17 protein-coding genes are annotated in these 18767 nt (G+C 62.0%); 12 read left to right on the top strand and 5 right to left on the bottom strand.

The features are described 5' to 3' along the window. The first annotated feature begins 22 nt into the window (after positions 1-22). From PH603_RS00170 to PH603_RS00160, 3 genes are all read left to right on the top strand, one after another. Positions 23-979, top strand: a complete 957-nt coding sequence (locus PH603_RS00170; RefSeq protein ID WP_289503890.1) for an acetyl-CoA carboxylase carboxyltransferase subunit alpha — start codon at positions 23-25, stop codon at positions 977-979. Between the two features lie 344 nt (positions 980-1323). Next, entirely contained in the window at positions 1324-3171 is a 1848-nt protein-coding gene (locus PH603_RS00165; protein WP_353507357.1) for a ribonucleoside-diphosphate reductase subunit alpha, read from the top strand. A gap of 86 nt (positions 3172-3257) precedes the next feature. Next, the gene (locus tag PH603_RS00160; RefSeq protein WP_289503888.1) at positions 3258-4217 is read left to right on the top strand and encodes a ribonucleotide-diphosphate reductase subunit beta; all 960 of its coding nucleotides are present in this window, start codon (positions 3258-3260) and stop codon (positions 4215-4217) included. A 271-nt stretch (positions 4218-4488) separates the two neighbouring features. On the opposite strand, the gene PH603_RS00155 is transcribed toward PH603_RS00160, so the two are convergent. Further along, positions 4489-5304 carry a hypothetical protein gene (locus PH603_RS00155; RefSeq protein ID WP_289503887.1) on the bottom strand — a complete coding sequence of 272 codons (816 nt, stop codon included), beginning with the start codon at positions 5302-5304 and terminating at the stop codon, positions 4489-4491. A gap of 156 nt (positions 5305-5460) precedes the next feature. Here PH603_RS00155 and PH603_RS00150 point away from each other — a divergent pair, with 156 nt between their 5' ends. Then, complete coding sequence (locus PH603_RS00150) at positions 5461-7368, top strand: CocE/NonD family hydrolase (protein ID WP_289503886.1); 1908 nt, start codon at positions 5461-5463, stop codon at positions 7366-7368. 202 nt (positions 7369-7570) lie between these two features. Continuing rightward, complete coding sequence (locus tag PH603_RS00145; RefSeq protein ID WP_289503885.1) at positions 7571-9316, top strand: monovalent cation:proton antiporter-2 (CPA2) family protein; 1746 nt, start codon at positions 7571-7573, stop codon at positions 9314-9316. A 7-nt stretch (positions 9317-9323) separates the two neighbouring features. On the opposite strand, the gene PH603_RS00140 is transcribed toward PH603_RS00145, so the two are convergent. Both PH603_RS00140 and secA read right to left on the bottom strand, forming a co-directional pair. Beyond that, on the bottom strand, positions 9324-9863 hold the full coding sequence (locus PH603_RS00140; protein ID WP_289503884.1) for a DsrE family protein: 540 nt from the start codon (positions 9861-9863) through the stop codon (positions 9324-9326). 148 nt (positions 9864-10011) lie between these two features. Next, positions 10012-12690, bottom strand: coding sequence for a preprotein translocase subunit SecA (secA, locus tag PH603_RS00135; protein WP_289503883.1), 2679 nt, complete (start codon positions 12688-12690; stop codon positions 10012-10014). A gap of 271 nt (positions 12691-12961) precedes the next feature. On the opposite strand from secA, the gene argJ reads away from it, so the two are divergent. Together argJ and PH603_RS00125 are read left to right on the top strand one after the other, a co-directional pair. Beyond that, positions 12962-14209: a bifunctional glutamate N-acetyltransferase/amino-acid acetyltransferase ArgJ gene (gene argJ, locus PH603_RS00130; RefSeq protein ID WP_289503882.1), complete on the top strand. Its 1248-nt coding sequence runs from the start codon at positions 12962-12964 to the stop codon at positions 14207-14209. Positions 14210-14313: 104 nt separating this feature from the next. Further along, positions 14314-14550: a hypothetical protein gene (locus PH603_RS00125; protein ID WP_289503881.1), complete on the top strand. Its 237-nt coding sequence runs from the start codon at positions 14314-14316 to the stop codon at positions 14548-14550. A 16-nt stretch (positions 14551-14566) separates the two neighbouring features. Here the strand turns inward: PH603_RS00125 and PH603_RS00120 are convergent, their stop codons facing one another. Beyond that, a complete protein-coding gene (locus PH603_RS00120) occupies positions 14567-14776 on the bottom strand; it encodes a Flp family type IVb pilin (RefSeq protein ID WP_289503880.1) in 210 nt (69 codons plus the stop codon). Between the two features lie 140 nt (positions 14777-14916). Here PH603_RS00120 and PH603_RS00115 point away from each other — a divergent pair, with 140 nt between their 5' ends. Next, complete coding sequence (locus PH603_RS00115) at positions 14917-15357, top strand: (deoxy)nucleoside triphosphate pyrophosphohydrolase (RefSeq protein ID WP_289503879.1); 441 nt, start codon at positions 14917-14919, stop codon at positions 15355-15357. 3 nt (positions 15358-15360) lie between these two features. Here PH603_RS00115 and PH603_RS00110 read toward each other — a convergent pair whose 3' ends face one another. Then, positions 15361-16242, bottom strand: a complete 882-nt coding sequence (locus PH603_RS00110; protein WP_289503878.1) for a class I SAM-dependent methyltransferase — start codon at positions 16240-16242, stop codon at positions 15361-15363. A 118-nt stretch (positions 16243-16360) separates the two neighbouring features. Between PH603_RS00110 and PH603_RS00105 the strand changes: the two genes are divergently transcribed. Genes PH603_RS00105 through PH603_RS00090 form a run of 4 tightly spaced genes read left to right on the top strand, consistent with a single transcriptional unit; the run spans position 16361 to position 18763 of the window. Further along, complete coding sequence (locus tag PH603_RS00105; protein ID WP_289503877.1) at positions 16361-17161, top strand: ComF family protein; 801 nt, start codon at positions 16361-16363, stop codon at positions 17159-17161. 52 nt (positions 17162-17213) lie between these two features. After that, on the top strand, positions 17214-17477 hold the full coding sequence (gene grxC, locus PH603_RS00100; protein ID WP_289503876.1) for a glutaredoxin 3: 264 nt from the start codon (positions 17214-17216) through the stop codon (positions 17475-17477). Positions 17478-17483: 6 nt separating this feature from the next. Further along, the gene (locus tag PH603_RS00095; RefSeq protein WP_289503875.1) at positions 17484-18311 is read left to right on the top strand and encodes a carbon-nitrogen hydrolase family protein; all 828 of its coding nucleotides are present in this window, start codon (positions 17484-17486) and stop codon (positions 18309-18311) included. Next, positions 18308-18763, top strand: a complete 456-nt coding sequence (locus PH603_RS00090; RefSeq protein ID WP_289503874.1) for a DUF1178 family protein — start codon at positions 18308-18310, stop codon at positions 18761-18763. The genes PH603_RS00095 and PH603_RS00090 overlap by 4 nt, the downstream gene beginning before the upstream one ends. Positions 18764-18767 lie beyond the last annotated feature (4 nt).

The raw sequence follows: 18767 nt of genomic DNA, 5'->3' as shown, positions 1-18767 counted from the left end.
AACTGAAAAGGGCGAACGCCAGATGATGACTTTTCTCGAATTCGAAAAGCCGATTGCCGAACTCGAGGGCAAGATCCGCGAACTTCGGAGCTTCAGCCACGGCCGCGATTTCGATATTGGCTCCGAGGTCGGCCAGCTTGAAGGCAAGCTTGGTCGCCTCCTGAAAGATACCTACGCAAACCTGACGCCCTGGCAGAAGATGCAGGTGGCGCGTCATCCGGAGCGCCCCCACTTCAAGGATATCGTGGCGCACCTTACCGAAGATTTCACGCCGCTGGCCGGTGACCGCACCTTCGGGGAAGACGAAGCCGTGATCGGCGGCCTTGCCCGTTTCCGCGGTGAAGCCTGTGTGATCATCGGCCACGAAAAGGGCTCGGACACCGAAAGCCGCATCCGACACAATTTCGGCATGGCGCGGCCTGAAGGCTACCGGAAGGCTATCCGCCTGATGGATATGGCCGACCGCTTCGGCCTGCCGGTCATCACGCTTGTCGATACCTCGGGGGCGTACCCCGGTGTGGGCGCTGAGGAACGCGGCCAGGCCGAGGCCATCGCGCGCTCGACCGACAAATGCCTGTCGCTCGGTGTGCCGCTTGTGACCACGATTGTGGGCGAGGGCGGCTCGGGTGGTGCTGTTGCCATTGCAGCGGCCAATACCGTCCTGATGTTCGAACATGCCATCTATTCGGTGATCTCGCCCGAAGGCTGCGCCTCGATCCTGTGGCGTACCAACGAAAAGGCGAAGGACGCGGCAACCGCGCTCAAGATCACCGCGCAGGATCTCCTGACCCTTGGCGTGATCGACAAGATCGTCGCGGAGCCATTGGGCGGCGCTCACCGCGACCGCGAGCGCGCCATGAACATGCTTGGCGATGCCATCGAGGAAAGCCTCAAATCCATGGCTGGGATGGACGGCGAACGGCTGCGCCGGGTGCGCCGTGAAAAATTCCTCGCGATGGGTGCCAAGGGCATCAATTAAGCCTCTTCGGACGCGACCCTGCGAAGGGACCGCGAATCGGCAAGAATGAAGGCGTCGGGCCAAAATCCGGCGCCTTTTTTGCCGCTATCGGCCACTATATATTGTAGCGGTTCCAACATTTTGCCCTTTATGTTGACGAGCCACCCGGTTTGTCCTTATTCTCGATTTTCGAGTTCGGGGGTGCGTTGCTAGCGGGGCACTGAGGGCGGCTGTCCCCCAACTTCAAGCAAAATATAGAGAAATGTCGGGATGTTCGACATTTGTTCCATTTTCAGGCATGCTGGGTTTCTGGCGCCTGAGGCGGAATGAAGAGAACGATTCCGAATCAGGTGGTAAAGGGAGTTATGGGCACCATGTTTGAGGTCACGCATTACGAGCACGGTGGCGCGGTCCAGATTGACCGCAGCCGCGACGATCTCCTCACCGAGTTTGGCAAGGCGACCTTGTCGGACCGGTATCTGATGCCCGGTGAAAGTTTCCAGGATCTGTTTGCCCGTGTGGCCAGCTATTACGGCGACAGCAAGGAACACTCGCAGCGGCTCTATGATTATATCTCGAAGCTGTGGTTCATGCCGGCAACGCCCGTTCTGTCGAACGGCGGCACCAGCCGTGGCCTGCCGATTTCCTGCTTCCTCAATGAAGCACAGGACAAGCTTGATTCCATCGTCGGCCTGTGGACCGAGAACGTATGGCTCGCGGCCCGTGGCGGCGGCATCGGTTCCTACTGGGGCAATCTGCGCTCGATCGGCGAAACCGTCGGCGGTGTGGGCAAGACCAGCGGCATCATTCCCTTCGTGCGGGTGATGGACAGCCTGACCCTCGCCATCAGCCAGGGCAGCCTGCGCCGTGGTTCGGCCGCCGTTTACCTGCCGATCCACCATCCGGAGATCGAGGAATTCATCGAGCTGCGTCGCCCCACCGGTGGTGACCCGAACCGCAAGACGCCGAACCTGCACCACGGCGTGCTCGTGACCGACGAATTCATGCGCGCGGTGGAAGCCGACGAGCAGTTCGCGCTGACGAGCCCCAAGGACGGCCATGCCGTGCGGACCGTTTCGGCCCGCGCCCTGTGGATTCGCCTCCTCACCGCGCGTGTGGAAACCGGCGAGCCCTATATCATCTATTCCGACACCGTGAACCGCCAGATTCCCGAACATCACAAGCTCGCCGGCCTCACGGTAAAGACCTCGAACCTGTGTGCCGAGATCACGCTGCCGACGGGTGTTGATCACCTTGGCAACGAGCGCACGGCGGTATGCTGCCTGTCGAGCCTGAACCTTGAAACCTACAAGGAATGGAAAGACGACAAGCAGTTCATCCCCGATGTGATGCGCTTCCTTGATAACGTGCTGCAGGACTTTATCAACCGTGCGCCCGACAGCATGGTGAAGGCCCGCTATGCCGCGATGCGCGAGCGTTCGGTCGGCCTTGGCGTGATGGGTTTCCACAGCTTCCTGCAGGACAATATGGTCCCGTTCGAAAGCGCGCTCGCCAAAGCCTGGAACAACCGCATCTTCAAGCATATCCAGACCGAGGTGGACCGTGCCTCGCACGAGCTGGCGCTGGAGCGCGGGCCGTGCCCGGATGCCGCCGACTATGGCATCATGGAGCGTTTCTCGAACAAGACGGCCATCGCGCCGACGGCTTCGATCTCCACAATCTGTGGCGGGTCGAGCCCCGGCATCGAGCCGATCGCGGCCAACAGCTATAACCAGAAGACGCTTTCGGGCAGCTTCAACGTGCGCAACCGCGCACTGACCCGCCTTCTGGAAGAAAAAGGCATGAACACTGAAGCCGTCTGGACCTCGATCACCGTGAACGAGGGCTCGGTGCAGCATTTCGATTTCCTCTCGGACGAGGAAAAGGCTGTGTTCAAGACCGCGTTCGAGCTGGACCAGCGCTGGGTGGTGGAACTTGCCGCCGACCGCGCGCCCTACATCAGCCAGGCCCAGTCGGTGAATATCTTCCTGCCGGCCGACGTGCACAAGCGCGACCTGCACCAGATCCACTTCCAGGCATGGAAGAAGGGCCTGAAGAGCCTTTATTACTGCCGGTCGAAATCGATCCAGCGTGCCGAGGTTGTCTCGAACGATACGCTGAAGAAGAAATCGCCCGAAGCCGTGCAGCTCGCCCTTGCCGAGATGCCGGTGCAGACGACCACCAATTACGAGGAATGCCTGGCCTGCCAATAAGGCGGCAGGTAGCTCCTTTTCGCGAACGGGGCGGCAAATGCAGCCGTCCCGCCTGACCCCGACCCTTTCGTTTCGAGGCTTTGCCCATGTCGCTTCTTGAAGAACGCCACGTCTACAAACCCTTCCGCTATCCCTGGGCTTATGAAGCCTGGCTGAAGCAGCAGCAGATCCACTGGCTGCCGGAAGAAGTGCCGCTGGCCGAGGATGTGCGCGACTGGGCGAACAAGCTGACCCCGTCCGAGAAGAACCTGCTGACCCAGATTTTCCGCTTCTTCACCCAGTCGGATATCGAGGTGAATAACTGCTACATGAAGCATTATACCAAGGTCTTCAAACCGACCGAGGTGCAGATGATGCTTTCGGCCTTCTCGAATATGGAAACCATCCATATCGCGGCCTACAGCCACCTTCTCGATACGATCGGCATGCCGGAAACCGAATATTCCGCTTTCCTTAAGTATAAGGAAATGAAGGATAAATACGATTACATGCAGCAGTTCAACTCGGACGACCTATCGTCGACCGCGCTGACGCTTGCCGTGTTCGGGGCCTTCACCGAGGGGCTGCAGCTTTTTGCGTCCTTCGCAATGCTCCTTAACTTCCCGCGCTTCAACAAGATGAAGGGCATGGGCCAGATTGTTTCCTGGTCGGTGCGCGACGAAAGCCTGCACTGCGACAGCATCATCAAGCTTTTCAAGACGCTGATCTCCGAACACAAGGAAATCTGGACCGACGACCTGAAAGCCCAGATCGTTGATGCCTGCCGCACGATTGTGGAGCACGAAGATGCCTTCATCGACCTGTCGTTCGGCATGGGCGAGATCGAGGGCCTGAAGCCCGAGGAAGTGAAGCAATATATCCGCTATATCGCTGACCGCCGCCTTGGCCAGCTTGGCTTCGACGCCATGTACCAGATCGAGGATAACCCGCTGCCGTGGCTCGATAACATGCTGAACGCGGTGGAACACACCAACTTCTTCGAAAACCGTGCCACCGAATATTCGAAGGCGGCAACCCGCGGAAGCTGGGACGAAGCCTTCAGCTGAGAGGCAGGCCATCGAAGATAAACAAAAACGCCGGGTATTTCCCGGCGTTTCCTTTTTGGGCCATTGCAACAAAAAGCCGGCCCGAGAGCCAATCGGGCCGGAAGGTTTAGCCGCGCTCCCCGGCGCCGGCCCCAGCGAGGGCGGGCGTGTGGCGCCGGGGAGGGGCTTTCGCCGCGGACACTTTGGAAAGTGCCCTGGCGGCAGTCGGACGACCCTCTACTCAAAACAGGGGCCATAGTGACGGCCGTCCGATAACTCATTCTTTCGCCGGTCAGCGCCTGCCGCGGGCATCCGCATACTGGCGGTCATGGCCGCGCCAGTCGTTTTCTGCCTTTTGCACCCGGTCCTGTTCGTTGCGGATAAGGCCTGCGATCTTGCGGCCCATATCCTCGGCAGCGGTGCGGCGGATGCCGTCTGCCATGCCGTGGCGGGTGCTCAGGTCATCGCGGTCGAACAGGTCACCCACCCAGCTTGCAGGCATCGGGGCGTGGGCAACGGTCCCGCAGGCGCCATGACCGGTGAGGCCGGTGCCATAGTTGAAGCTGTCGCTTTGCAGGCCGTGCACTGTGGCAACATGATCGGGCGCAAAGCGGTTGTTGACCCGGACATCATAGCTGTAGCGGGCGGTTGCCTGTTCGGTCACCCGGACGAAGCTGGCGCCGTAAAGCGGGCCGCAGCCGGCAAGGAAGGTGCCGGTCCGGTAGGGTGCGCTCGCACGCTTGCTGTTCAGCACGTTGAAATCCAGGTCGAACGTACGCTCGTTGACGGCCAGGACCATATCGGGCCGCACGCGGCGGTCACGGGGGTCCACCAGCCGCACACCCGAGGGCAGCGAGCGGGCGATGGCGTCCATCACGCGGGTCTGATCCAGCGCCGGGGCATCGTGCCGACCGTGGCGCGTATCCAGCTTCACCGCCACATAGAAGGGATAGGCGCTGTGGCGCTGTCCCTTGTCGTGGCTGCGGGCATCGTGGGCGGCATCATGGGCACGGGCGCTGTAGGTAGCGGCCGTTACGAGGCCAGCTACGAGCGCCGCTGAAATGCCGAAACGGCGGACGATGGACACTTTCTCACGGGCGTTTCTCATCTGGATCGCTCCTCTCGCTAATCGATAGGCCAACCCTAACGCGTCAAGCTTGAGCGTAAGCTGAGGGGCATGTTCATATGACATTCATCCTCGCCGGTTGACCCCCGGCGGGGAGCCGTGACAGTCTGGCGGCAGCCAGACAGCAGGGGGCATTTCATGCATAAGAAAATGGTTGGGCCTTTGGCCCTGATGGCGATTTTGGCCGCGACCGGCAGCGCGCACACAGATGATGCGACAGCGCTGATGCAGGAAGCGATGCGGCCGGATACGGTCGAAGTTTACGATCCCGTTCGCGCCGAAGCCGATTACATCCGCCGTGAAATCATGATCCCGATGCGTGACGGCGTGAAGCTTTTCACCGTTGTCGTGATGCGCAAGGGCACCAAGGATGCGCCGATCCTCCTCAGCCGCACGCCCTACAATGCCTCGAAAGCAACCTGGCGGAACCCCAGCCAGAAGATCGAGGAAATCCTGACAGTGATGGACGCCGAGTTCGTGAACGACGGCTATATCCGTGTCTATCAGGATGTGCGCGGGCTTTATAAGTCCGAAGGCGACTATGTGATGAACCGGCCGCTCACCGGCCCGCTGAACAATTCAGGCATCGACCATTCGACCGACGCTTACGACACCATCGACTGGCTCGTGAAGAATGTGGCCGAGACAAACGGCAAAGTCGGCATCACGGGCTCGTCCTACCTTGGCTTCACCACGCTGATGGCGCTGGTGAACCCGCACCCGGCCCTGAAGGCCGCCGTGCCGCAAAGCCCGATGGTGGATGGCTGGATCGGGGACGACTGGTTCCATAACGGGGCCTTCCGCCTCAATTCCTTCGGTTATTTCACAGGCCAGATGGCGCGCAAGGGCAATGGCCCGGTGCCGCAGGGCACGGGGGATGAATATGAGCTTTTCCTCTCGTCCGGTTCGGCGGGTGATTTCGCCCGGCGCTTCGGCCTTGATGCCTTCGGCCAGACGCAGAAGATGATGAACCATCCGGCCTATGACGATTTCTGGAAGCTTCAGGCCGTGGACAAGATCCTGGGCGAGCGCAAGCTTACGGTGCCGACGATGCTGGTCGTCGGCCAGTGGGATCAGGAAGACAGCTACGGCGCCCCCGCCGTCTATAAGGCGCTGGAGCCGCAGGACAAGAAGAACGACATGGTCTCGCTGGTCATCGGGCCGTGGCGCCACAGCGGTGTGAATTATGAAGCCCGGTCGCTTGCTGCACTTGATTTCAAGGGCGATACGGGGCTCGAGTTCCGCCGGGACTATATGAAGCCCTTCCTTGACCGTTACCTGAAGGACGGCGCGCCGAAGGTGAAAACCCCGCCGGTGCTGACCTACGCCACCGGCGCCGACCGCTGGGAAGTGAGCGACGGGTGGCCGCGCGGCAAACCCACGCCCATCTACCTGCAGGCGGGCGGTGGGCTCGGCTTTGAAAAGCCGAAGGCAGAGGCGAAGGATGACTATGTCTCCGATCCCGCCAAGCCCGTGCCTTTCATCCCGCGCCCGGTGGATATGGGCGACGCGGACCAGTGGAAGCCATGGCTTGTGGCCGACCAGCGCTTTGTGGATGGTCGCCCCGATGTGCTGACCTATGTGACCGGGCCCCTTGATGCCCCGGTCCATATCGCCGGGGCACCGCTGGTGGACCTGTTTGCGGCAACCACCGGCACCGACAGCGACTGGGTCGTGAAACTGATCGACGTATCGCCCGAGGAGTTTTCGGCGGTTCCGAAAATGGCGGGCTACCAGATGGGCGTGGGGATCGAGATTTTCAGGGGCCGTTATGTCCATGGCTTCGATGCGCCCGCTGCCCTGACGCCGGGCAAGGTGGAAAACTACAAGTTCGAACTGCCGAACGTGAACCATGTGTTCCAGCCCGGCCACCGCATCATGGTGCAGGTGCAATCGACACTCTTCCCGCTTTACGACCGCAACCCGCAAACCTTCGTGCCGAACATCTTCAACGCGAAGGCCGGGGACTATAAGGCGGCAACGCAAAGCGTGGCGACAGGCGGGGCCGAAGCCAGCGCCGTGTGGCTGCCCATCGTTAAAGACTAAGGAAAGCATACTGGCCGGAGATTCTCTCTGGCCAGTCGTCTATCCCGATAGCGCCGGCGCAAGAGGCTTGCCCGGCGTTATTCATTTTTCACACCTATTGATTGACCGAAAATCCTATGATGGTGCTAATCGTGGTGAAAGCAATGTGCCGACATTGGAAATGAACGGTTTCGGCCAGATTTCGACAGAGTAAGGGACAGGTATGGAGCATCATTCGACCGGCGTTTTTGAACTGGTGGCGATCCTCGGGGCGGCGGTGGCGTGCGGGGCGCTGATGATGCGTCTCGGGCTTGGCACCGTGATCGGTTACCTGCTTGCCGGGTTCCTGATCGGGCCGTCGGTCCTGAAGGTGATCCCGGACCCCGCGCGGGTGGCGGGGGTTGCCGAGTTCGGCGTGATCTTCCTTCTCTTCATCATCGGGATCGAGATGAAGCCGCGACGCCTGTATGTGATGCGGCGGATGGTCTTCGGGGTCGGCGGGGCGCAGTTCCTGATCACCAGCGTTGTGCTAGCGTGGGGGCTTCATGCCTTCTTCGGCCTGTCTGTGCCGATCTCGGTGGTGGCGGGCTCGGGCCTCGCGCTGTCGTCCACCGCCTTCGGCCTGCAGATCATGACAGAGAGGGGCGAGCTGAACAGCCAACGCGGCCGCACCGCCTTTGCCGTCCTTCTGCTGCAGGATCTGGCCGTTGTGCCGCTTCTGGCCTTGTTGCCGATGCTGGAGGGCAAGACGAGCGGAACCTTCACATCCTTCCTTCTGGCCTTTGCCGAAACGATCGCCATCCTTGGCGTCACGCTATTGTCCGGGCGTTATCTCCTCGGCCCCATCCTCCGAATGGTTGCCAACCGGCGCTCGGCCGAGATGTTCTCGGCAACCGCGATCCTGATCGTTGTCGGCTATGCGTGGCTCATGGAAATCGCCGGGCTTTCGATGGCGATGGGCGCTTTCCTCGCCGGGATTATGCTGGCCGAAAGCGAGTTCCGCCACCAGGTGGAAGGCGATATCCAGCCCTACCGCGGCCTGCTTCTCGGCCTCTTCTTCATGACGGTCGGCATGGGGCTCGACCTGCAGCATCTTCTCGATAATGCCCTGCTGGTGTTTGGTGCTGCGGTTGGCCTGATGCTGATCAAGGCGATCATCATGACCATCGTCGGGCGCTTCACCGGCGGGCTCGACTGGCCCGATGCGGCACGCGCTGCCACGCTCCTTTCCGGCGCTGGCGAGTTCGGCTTCGTGCTCTTTGCCGTGGCGGTTTCGCAGGCGGTGCTGGCGGGCGACATGCAGGCGACGCTGAACTCGGTGATCGTCATCACGCTTGTTATCACGCCCTTCGTGGTGCCGCTCACTGACCGGCTGATGAAACGCTTCGACCGCGAACTGCCGACCCCGGTGATGACGGAAGAAGAATGCCCGGCCACCCCGCCGGTGCTGATCGCCGGCTTCGGCCGGGTGGGGCGCACGGTTGCCCGGCTTCTGGACCGGCACAGCGTGCCGTGGATCGCCATCGATGGCAATCAGGCCAATGTCTCGGCGGCGCGCGCGGACGGCGCCAATGTCTTTCTGGGTGACGCGCGCCGGCGGGAGGTGCTGGTGTCGGTGGGGGCAGGCAAGGCAGCGGCCCTTGTCATCACGCTCGATAATCCCGAAACGGCGGAAGCGACGCTGATGAACGCCCGCATGTGCAACCCCGGCCTCCCGGTCCATATGCGCGCCCACAGCCTGACGGCGGCGTCGCATCTTCTGGACCTCGGCGCGGCACGGGCGGTGCCCGAGGCGTTCGAGGGCAGCCTGCAATTGGGGGTCGGTGTGGCGCTTTCCGTCGGCATCGCGGAGGCCGAGGCACAGGCGAGTGCAGCGGATCTTCGCACACTCGGCTATGCCGATCTTAACGCCCACTGCCAGACCGATCTTTCAGGCACGGCCCCGCCCGAAGGCGAGGCAAAGGCCTGATCCGGGATCAGAAGGGATTGGTGCGGAAGCCCTGATTGGCCAGCATCGCATGCGCGGTGATGGCCGAGAGGGCCATTTTCACGCCCGGCAGCAGGTCGGTGTTGGTGACGCCGTAGCGCGTGGCACTTTGCCCGCAGACATAAATCTCGGCACCCGCTTCAACGAGGGCCGCGATGAGCGCGGCATTGCCGTTCGCTGCCTGCTTGTTCGCTGTGTAGTAATCATCCTTCGCTACATCGACCGTGGCGCCACCGTGGAACACTGCGGCCACATGCAGCCGTTCCTTCGGGACACCGGCATCGACCATCATATTGATGAAGCGGGCAAGCGTTTCAATCTGCCGGCTTTTCTCGCCGGGCGTTGCCCCGTCCGCGATATCGAAGGAAACGCGATAGTCCTGATCCTTGGGGGTTGCCACGTCGGGCTTCAGGTTGTCGGCAATCGGGCCGAAGTCCGGGATCACCGGGCCGGCCTTGAAGCCTTCGATGGCACTGGCAGGGCCAGCGATGGCGAGCAGCGCGGTCAGGGCATAGAGGGCATGTTTCATGGCGGTTCCTTTTGGGCGGGGCAATCGAGACGAGTAATCGGGATGAGCAATCGGGGCGAGCCTAGCATGCGGTTGCCGGCATGCACCTCCTTAAAAGAAAAGGCCCGCCGGATGGCAGGCCTTTCTGTGTTTTTGTATCGGGCGCCGGTCAGAGCGCGCCGTGGCAATGCTTGTATTTCTTGCCGGAGCCGCAGGGGCAGGGCGAATTGCGGTTGAGATCGCCCCATGTGCTCGAATCGTTCGGATCGACACGGGCCATCTCATTCTCGCCTGTCACCGGGTCCAGATGCTGTTCCACGATGGCAGCCGGGCGCGGCGGGGCGACCGGGGCTGTAGGCTCCACCGACGGCTGCGGGGCCAGTTCGACACGGGCCAGAAGCTGCGTGATGCTCTCGCGGGTGTGGAAAAGCATGCTTTCAAACAGGCCGAAGGCTTCGGTCTTGTATTCGTTCAGCGGATCGCGCTGGCCGTAGGCGCGCAGGCCCACGCCCTGCCGCAGGTGATCGAGGTTGGCAAGGTGATCCTTCCATTCCTGATCGACAACCTGCAGCAGCAGGCTTTTCTCGACATGGCGCCACAGGTCGGACCCATAGTTCGCGGCCTTGGCAGCCATGAAGCGGTCGGCTTCGTTGGTGATGCGCTCGATGATCGCAACTTCATCCACACCGTTCTCGCCACCCCAGGCGACAACCGGCAGCTCGACACCCAGATATTTGAACACGTCTTCCTGCAGCCCGGTGAGGTTCCACTGCTCGGGATAGGATTTCGGCGGGATATGGGTTTCCACCAGATGGTGGACCACATCGGCGCGCATACCCTTCACGAGTTCGGCCACATCGTCGGCGTCCATGATGTCGCGGCGCTGTTCATAGATCACGCGGCGCTGGTCGTTCATCACATCGTCGAAGCGGACAAGGTTTTTCCGGATGTCATAGTTCCGGGCTTCAACCTTGGTCTGCGCCTTTTCGATGGCCTTGTTGATCCACGGGTGGATGATCGCCTCGCCTTCCTCGATGCCGAGGGTGACAAGCATCTTGTCCATCCGTTCGGGGCCGAAGATGCGCATCAGGTCGTCGGCGAGCGAAAGATAGAATTTCGAACGGCCGGGGTCGCCCTGACGGCCCGAACGGCCGCGCAGCTGGTTATCGATGCGGCGGCTTTCGTGGCGTTCGGTACCCATTACATAAAGGCCGCCAGCTTCCAGAACCTTTTGCTTCTCTGCGGCGATCTCGGCCTTCACACGCTCGGTGATCTTGGCGATTTCGGCCTCGTCCTCGATGCCTTGGGTTTCTTCGGCAATCCGCATCTCGGCGTTACCGCCAAGCTGGATGTCAGTACCGCGACCCGCCATGTTGGTGGCGATGGTGATCGCCCCAAAGCGCCCGGCCTGCGCCACGATATAGGCTTCCTGCTCGTGGAAGCGGGCGTTCAGCACATTGTGCGTGATCTTGTGCTTCTTGAAGATTTCGGAGAGATGCTCCGATTTCTCGATCGATACGGTGCCGACAAGAACCGGCTGGCCCTTGGCCTGTGCTTCCTTGATATCCTCGACAATGGCGGCATATTTCTCGTCCGCGGTCCGGTAGAACTCGTCATGCTCGTCCTTGCGGGCGACGGGGACGTTCGTCGGGATCTCGATCACACCAAGGCCGTAGATCTGGCCAAATTCTTCCGCTTCGGTCGCGGCCGTGCCGGTCATGCCCGAAAGCTTCGGGTACATGCGGAAATAATTCTGGAAGGTGATGGAAGCGAGCGTCTGGTTTTCCGGCTGGATCGCCACATTTTCCTTGGCTTCCAGCGCCTGGTGAAGCCCGCCCGAGTAGCGGCGGCCATCCATCATGCGGCCGGTGAATTCATCGATGATGATGACCTTGCCGCCCTTGACGATATAGTCCTTGTCGCGCTCGAACATCGTGCGCGCCTTCAGGGCCTGGTCCACATGGTGGACGATCGCCGTGTTTTCATAGTCGTACAGGTCTTCGGACTTCAGGATGCCCTGCTCGCGCAGCAGCGCCTCGACCCGTTCGGTGCCTTCATCGGTGAGGCTGACGCTGCGGGACTTTTCGTCCCTTTCGAAATCACCCTCGCCGAGCTCGGCGATCACCTTGTCGATCGTCACATAAAGCTCGGATTTGTCTTCGGTCGGGCCCGAAATAATGAGCGGCGTGCGCGCTTCATCGACAAGGATACTGTCCACCTCGTCGACGATGGCATAGCCGAACTCGCGCTGTACCATTTCCTCGCGGCGGAATTTCATATTGTCGCGCAGGTAATCGAAGCCGAGCTCGTTGTTGGTGGCGTAGGTGATGTCGCAGGCATAGGCGGCGCGGCGCTCGGCGTCGGTCAGGCCCGGCACGATCACCCCGGTTGTGAGGCCGAGGAAGCCGTAAACGCGGCTCATCCAGCCGGCATCGCGGCTGGCCAGATAATCGTTCACGGTGACCACATGCACGCCCTTGCCCGGCAGCGCATTGAGGTAAGCGGCGAGGGTCGCTACAAGCGTCTTGCCCTCACCCGTGCGCATTTCGGCGATGGAACGATCATGCAGCACCATGCCGCCGATCAGCTGCACATCATAGTGGCGCTGGCCAAGCGTGCGTTTCGCGGCTTCACGCACCGTTGCAAAGGCTTCGGGCAGCAGGCTGTCGAGGCTTTCACCTTTTTCAAGGCGCGCGCGGAACTCGGCGGTCTTGCCCTTCAGGGCATCGTCCGAAAGGGCGATGAAATCGGCTTCCATCGCATTGATTGCGGCGATCTTGGGTTCAAGTTTTTTCAGATATCGGTCGTTCGACGACCCGAAAAGGCGTTTGGCTAGTTTGCCCAGCATGGTGATTGTCCCCGGCCCCTGACTTGCGGCGTGCGCCGTGGGCTCTCTGAACAGAAGCTGACACCGGCGGAAAGCGGCAGTTGATATGGTTTTGCATGAGATAAGCGCCGCACACGCATGTGTCAACCTGCGCCCCCGGCCAAGGCCAAAAGAAATGGCGGCGGCAAACGGCTCGCCCCTTGCCGGAAAGCGACGTTCGCGCCATGATACAGGTCTTGTCTGCGCCCGGCCTGTCATGCTGCCGGGTTCCCTTTAGATACAGGATTGTCTTATGGCCACGCTCAAGCTTTCGCCGCTCGCACCCGCACAGTTCCCGCACATCACGCCTGTTCCGGGCGTTGAGCTTGGGGCTTTTGCTGCTGGCCTCCGATACAAGAACCGCCCGGATATCATGATGGCGGTACTGGCCGAGGGGACGAGCGCCGCCGGGGTCTTCACCCGGTCGAAAGCGCCGGCGGCCCCCGTTGACTGGTGCAAGGCAGCGCTTGGCGCGACCGGCGGCAAGGCCCGCGTGGTGGTGTGCAATGCCGGCAACGCGAATGCCTTCACGGGCGAAAAGGGCGCCAAGGCTACCCTCGATATCGCGACGGACGCCAGCGATGTGATCGGCTGCGATCTGAATGAAGTGATGGTGGCCTCAACCGGTGTGATCGGCGTGCCGCTCAACACCGCGCCCTTCCGCAAGGCGATCGAGCGCATGAAGGACGGCCTTTCAGCCGGGCTCTGGAAAGAGGCAGCATCGGCAATCATGACGACCGACACGTTCGCCAAGGGCGCCAGCCGGGTGGCGGAGATCGAGGGCAAGCCTGTAGTCATTTCCGGCTTCACCAAGGGCTCGGGCATGATCGCGCCCGATATGGCAACGATGCTCGGCTTCATTTTCACAAATGCCAACGTTTCGCCCGCCTGCCTGCAATCGATCCTGTCCGAGGTCACCGACCGCAGCTTCAACAGCATCACGGTGGACGGCGATACCTCGACGAACGACTGCGTGATGGCCTTCGCGACCGGCGTGCATGCGAACGGCGATACGATCAGCGACCCTGCAGACCCGCGCCTTGATGATTTCCGTGCGAAGTTCGAGGAAATCGCCGTCGATCTTGCCCAGCAGATCGTGAAAGACGGCGAGGGCGCCACCAAGTTCGTGACGATCACCATCGAAGGGGCGGAAGACGACGCTGCCGCCCGCACAATCGGCCTTTCGGTGGCTAACAGCCCGCTCGTGAAAACCGCGATTGCGGGCGAGGACGCCAACTGGGGCCGGATTGTCGCCGCTGTCGGCAAGGCGGGCGAGAAGGCTGACCGTGACAAGCTGATGATCTGGATCGGTGGCCAGCTTGTGGCCCACAAGGGCGCGGTGCATCCGCGTTACTCGGAAGAAGAAACAAGCGCCCATATGAAGGGGCAATATATCGACCTTCGGGTGGATGTGGGCGGCATCGGCACGGGCAAGGCGACCGTCTGGACCTGCGACCTGACCTATGAATATATCCGCATCAACGGCGACTACAGGAGCTGACGCCGACGGCGCCCCGGCGTCGCATCACGGTTGGCATGGCATTTGAATATATCTCCACGGGCAGGGGTGCCCACGACAGGTGATGTCGATGTGGAGATTGAGTGATGCCAACCGTGAATCTTGAATTGCAGCTTAAGTTTCTGAACGATCTTGAGGCTGCACTTGCCGATGCGATGCAGCGTTTTTCTGCCGATGGACCGGAAAAACTTGCCGAACTGAAATTCATGCAGGCCGAAGTGGACCATGCCCGGCGCATTGTTGCCGCCCGCATCCTTGAGGATGACGACCGCACAGCCACGAAGCCGGCATCCAAGGATTTTGGTCACGGGGCGATGGCCTGAGCGGCCACGCCCGGACTTATTCGCTGGAGGCTGCTTCTTTCCCGGTTTCGGCGGCGCCCAGAAGGTTATCGAACATCAGAACCATGGTTTCGCCAAGCGAACCGGTGGACAACAGCACGGCCACGGCGATCAGCGCCGCGATAAGCCCGTATTCGATTGCGGTGGCGCCCGTGTAATCGTCACGCAGCTGCCGGAAGAACCGCTTTCCTGCCAAAGCGTTCATCATGTTTCACCTCTCTTGAGCCCTGACCCGTCTGCCATTATGGGTCAAGGCGCCTGCCTTCACAATAGACCGACACTGGGCGTCAGGGCTTAACAAGTGCTTAATGCTTGAATTTGCCTCAAACTGCCTCTAAGCCTCGGCCCATGGAAGAATGCCCTGACAGCTTTGTCCGCCTTGATGCGGCCCTGCCGACCGTCCTTGTCGCAGCCATTGCGCTTGTTGATATCGAAGGCCGGGTGCTGATTGCCGAGCGGCCTGCCGGTAAATCGATGGCGGGCATGTGGGAATTCCCCGGTGGCAAGGTCGAAGAGGGCGAAATCCCCGAAGCGGCCCTGATCCGCGAAGCCAAGGAAGAACTGGGGATCGATGTTTCGGCCTCGTGCCTGGCGCCCTTCGCCTTCGCCTCGCATTCCTACGAGAAATTCCACCTCCTGATGCCGCTTTATCTCTGCCGCAAATGGGACGGGCTTATCGTGCCGCAGGAAGGCCAGCGCGTGAAATGGGTGCGTCCGCTTGATATGGGCGATTATCCGATGCCGCCGGCGGACCTGCCGCTTGTCGCGATGCTGCGGGACTTTATCTGAACGTCAGCCCTTGGGCTTGTCCATCGCTGCCTTCAACGCCTCGCCAAGCGGCATGCTGCCGCTGCCTCGTCGAAGCGGCTTTTGCTGGCTTTCATGCGGGTGCCATCCGGTCAGCCAGACGATCTCGAACGTGGCCTGCACGCGGCCCGAGGCCGTGGCGTGGCGACCCATATAGATATCGAGCATCCGGGCCAGCACATCGCGGCGCAGCGTCTTGCGGCTGCGATCGGCAAGCGCATTGGCTTCGCCCATGCCGCGCAGGTCCGCCATCAGCCGGAGCGGGCTTTCATATTCAACAGTGATCACGTCGGCGTCCGCGACCGGCAGGGCAAAACCGGCGCGCTGCAACAGGCCGCCGGCATCGCGCACATCGGCGAAGGGCGATACACGCGGGCTGGCGCCGCCCGTGACCTCGGCCTCGGCTTCCAGAAAGGCATGGCGAAGCTCGGTCAGCGTATGGCCGCCGAAAAGGGCCGCAAGGAACAGGCCGTCGGGCCGTAGCGCGGCGCGTGCCTGCGCCAGCATACCGGGCAGGTCATTCACCGAATGAAGATAAAGGTTCGATACCACAAGGTCAGCCGAGCCGGGCTCGGCGGGCAGGGTTTCGGCTTCGATCATCCGGGCGCCACCGAGCGGAACACCTTCGGTGCAAACTTGCCACTCGCCGGCGGCGGGCAGGAGGCCGAGCCGGGCGAGGTTGCCGCCAAGGTCAATACCCGCCTCGAAGCTGCGGTTGATATCGGCCAGCCGGTCAAGGAGCCGTTCGCCCACTTCCCGGTGCAGGAAATCATGCGCGCCAAACCGCGCGGCGGCACGCTGGCGCTGGCGCACGAGGGCGGCGCGGTCAAATACCTGCCAGTCGGGTCTGTCTGCGGTGGCGGCCAAGGCGGGGCTCCGGCGTTGCTGTTCAGTTGCGGCCTTCCTAGCGCGCGGCGGCGGCGGGCTCAAGTCCTTCGCGGCTTCACAAGTTGCGGCGCGGCGTTATCCTGCATCCATGAGTCGCATGATCGCACAATCAAGGGCAGCGCTTCGGCGCCTTGCCGACCTCCTGATGCCGCCGCGTTGCCCCGCGTGCGGCGACGTGATCGGCGCGCACGGCGGCCTGTGCGCCACTTGCTGGGGTCGGGTCGGGCGAATAGACGGGCCGGTCTGTGCCTGCTGCGGCCATCCGTTCGATACCGCGCTGCCCGGTGTGCACTTGCCCGGCAGCCTTTGCGCTGCCTGCCTGGCGGCAAGGCCCCGGTTCGATTGGGTACGGGCAGCCTGCGCCTACGACGGCCTCGCCCGCCATATGGTGCTGGCGCTGAAGCACGGTGACGGGCTTGATGGGGCCATGGCGATGGCGCGGCTGATGAAGACCGCGCTCGACACACAGGATTGCGGGCATGCGATTGAAGTGATCATCCCTGTGCCGCTGCATGGCAAACGATTATTCCGTAGGCGTTACAATCAGTCCCATGTGCTGGCCAAGGCGCTGGGGCAACTGACCGGCCTGCCTGTGATGCCGCAGCTCTTGCACCGCGTGCGGGCGACAGAAAGCCAGGGCGGGCTTGGCCGCAAGGCGCGGTTCCGCAATGTGAAGGGGGCGTTCCGGGTGGTGGAGGGTGGCGCTGCCGCCCTGAAAGGCCGCCATGTCCTTCTGGTTGACGACGTACTGACAACGGGGGCGACCGTTTCGGCCTGTGCGGGCGCCTTGAAGCGGGCGGGGGCGGCGTCGGTTGGCGTTCTCACCTTCGCCCGGGTCGACCCGACGCGGGTGGGTCGCATGACGGACAACATCACGTTGTCGAGCACGGACCTTTGATTTCTGGCCCTTTTCCCCTAAATATGGGGCTATTCGTAAAGGAGTGACGGCAATGGCCGATATCGTAATCTATAGTTCCGACCTCTGCCCCTATTGCTTCCGGGCCAAATCCCTGTTGAAGCGCAAGGGCGCAGCGTTCCGCGAAATCAGTGTGGACATGAACCCCGCCGCGCGCCGCGAAATGCGCGAAAAGGCGAATGGCCGCAACACGGTGCCGCAGATTTTCATCAACGGCCAGCACGTCGGCGGCAGTGATGACCTGCATGCACTGGACGATCGCGGCGCGCTCGACCCCATGCTTGCCGCTGCAGGCTGACCCCTCATGCGTGGCGCCCTTGTCCAGCTGACATCCGGCCGTACGGTTGCCTCGAACCTCGAGGTGCTGGAAGCGCATATCCGCGCCGCCGTCGCCGAGGGGGCAGAGTTTGTCTTCACGCCCGAAACCAGCCTGATGATGGAAACCCGCCGCGCCGATGTGCTCGAAAAAGCCCGGTACGAAGCCGAAGACGAGGCGCTCGCCGCCTTGCAGGCGCTGGCACTGGAGGCAGGCGTCTGGCTCAGTCTCGGTTCGATCATGGTGAAGGTGGCGGACGACCGCCTGGCCAACCGGTCCTTCCTCATTGGCCCGGACGGCGCGATCAAGGCGCGCTACGACAAGATCCATCTTTTCGATGTCGATCTCGGCGAGGGGCAGGTTTACCGCGAATCCGCACTTTATGAAGCGGGCCGGGAAGCCGTGGTGGCGGACACCCCCTTCGGCCTCGTCGGCATGAGCGTCTGTTATGACCTGCGTTTCCCTTATCTATACCGCGCGCTCGCGGGTGCTGGTGCGCGTATCCTGCTGGTGCCGGCTGCCTTCACCCGACCGACCGGGGAAGCGCACTGGCATGCGCTCCTGCGTGCCCGGGCGATCGAGAACGGCGCCTTCGTGATTGCCGCCGCCCAGACAGGGGATCATGAAACCGGCCGGGCGACCTATGGCCACAGCCTTGTGATTGCCCCGTGGGGCGAGGTGGTGGTGGATGCCGGCACTGCGCCCGGTGTCACACTTTTCGATATCGATCTTGCCAAGGTCGATGCGGCACGGCAGAAGGTGCCATCGCTTGACCATACGCGCACCTTCAGCGTCACCAGGACAGAGACCCCATGATCGTTTTCGATCTCAGATGCGAACAGGCCCACCGTTTCGAGGCATGGTTCCGCTCGTCCGGTGATTATGAAACCCAGCTCGCGGCAGGTTTCGTATCCTGCCCGGTGTGCGATAGCACGCAGATTGAAAAAGCGATCATGGCGCCGAACGTGGGCGTGAAGGGCAACCGCAAGGCGGAAGCTCCGGCCCCCGCCGCACCTTCGGAAAAGCAGCAGCCCGTGGCGCACGCGCCCGCCGCCTTCGCCGAAATGATGGCGGCTTTCAAACAGCATGTGGAAGCGAACTGTGAAGATGTCGGCGAGAACTTCGCCGAGGAAGCCCGCAAGATCCATTACGGCGAAGCCGAGGATCGCGGCATTTACGGCGCCACCAGCGCAGATGAGGCCCAGGCCCTGATCGAGGAAGGTATCGAGGTCCTACCCCTGCCGACCGGTCGCCGCACCGACGCCTGAGGCA

Origin of the sequence: Gimibacter soli (genome assembly GCF_028463845.1) — a bacterium.
GTDB lineage: Bacteria > Pseudomonadota > Alphaproteobacteria > Sphingomonadales > Kordiimonadaceae > Gimibacter > Gimibacter soli.
The sequence above is the reverse complement of the archived record's forward strand: the minus strand, read 5'-3'. Positions and strand labels throughout refer to the sequence as shown.

Excerpts from the sequence above, each read along its gene's own strand:
- PH603_RS00170 (WP_289503890.1), top strand. The coding sequence starts at position 23 with ATGATGACTTTTCTCGAATTCGAAAAGCCGATTGCCGAACTCGAGGGC.
- PH603_RS00165 (WP_353507357.1), top strand. The coding sequence starts at position 1,324 with ATGGGCACCATGTTTGAGGTCACGCATTACGAGCACGGTGGCGCGGTC.
- PH603_RS00160 (WP_289503888.1), top strand. The coding sequence starts at position 3,258 with ATGTCGCTTCTTGAAGAACGCCACGTCTACAAACCCTTCCGCTATCCC.
- PH603_RS00155 (WP_289503887.1), bottom strand. The coding sequence starts at position 5,304 with ATGAGAAACGCCCGTGAGAAAGTGTCCATCGTCCGCCGTTTCGGCATT.
- PH603_RS00150 (WP_289503886.1), top strand. The coding sequence starts at position 5,461 with ATGCATAAGAAAATGGTTGGGCCTTTGGCCCTGATGGCGATTTTGGCC.
- PH603_RS00145 (WP_289503885.1), top strand. The coding sequence starts at position 7,571 with ATGGAGCATCATTCGACCGGCGTTTTTGAACTGGTGGCGATCCTCGGG.
- PH603_RS00140 (WP_289503884.1), bottom strand. The coding sequence starts at position 9,863 with ATGAAACATGCCCTCTATGCCCTGACCGCGCTGCTCGCCATCGCTGGC.
- secA (WP_289503883.1), bottom strand. The coding sequence starts at position 12,690 with ATGCTGGGCAAACTAGCCAAACGCCTTTTCGGGTCGTCGAACGACCGA.
- argJ (WP_289503882.1), top strand. The coding sequence starts at position 12,962 with ATGGCCACGCTCAAGCTTTCGCCGCTCGCACCCGCACAGTTCCCGCAC.
- PH603_RS00125 (WP_289503881.1), top strand. The coding sequence starts at position 14,314 with ATGCCAACCGTGAATCTTGAATTGCAGCTTAAGTTTCTGAACGATCTT.
- PH603_RS00120 (WP_289503880.1), bottom strand. The coding sequence starts at position 14,776 with ATGATGAACGCTTTGGCAGGAAAGCGGTTCTTCCGGCAGCTGCGTGAC.
- PH603_RS00115 (WP_289503879.1), top strand. The coding sequence starts at position 14,917 with ATGGAAGAATGCCCTGACAGCTTTGTCCGCCTTGATGCGGCCCTGCCG.
- PH603_RS00105 (WP_289503877.1), top strand. The coding sequence starts at position 16,361 with ATGATCGCACAATCAAGGGCAGCGCTTCGGCGCCTTGCCGACCTCCTG.
- grxC (WP_289503876.1), top strand. The coding sequence starts at position 17,214 with ATGGCCGATATCGTAATCTATAGTTCCGACCTCTGCCCCTATTGCTTC.
- PH603_RS00095 (WP_289503875.1), top strand. The coding sequence starts at position 17,484 with ATGCGTGGCGCCCTTGTCCAGCTGACATCCGGCCGTACGGTTGCCTCG.
- PH603_RS00090 (WP_289503874.1), top strand. The coding sequence starts at position 18,308 with ATGATCGTTTTCGATCTCAGATGCGAACAGGCCCACCGTTTCGAGGCA.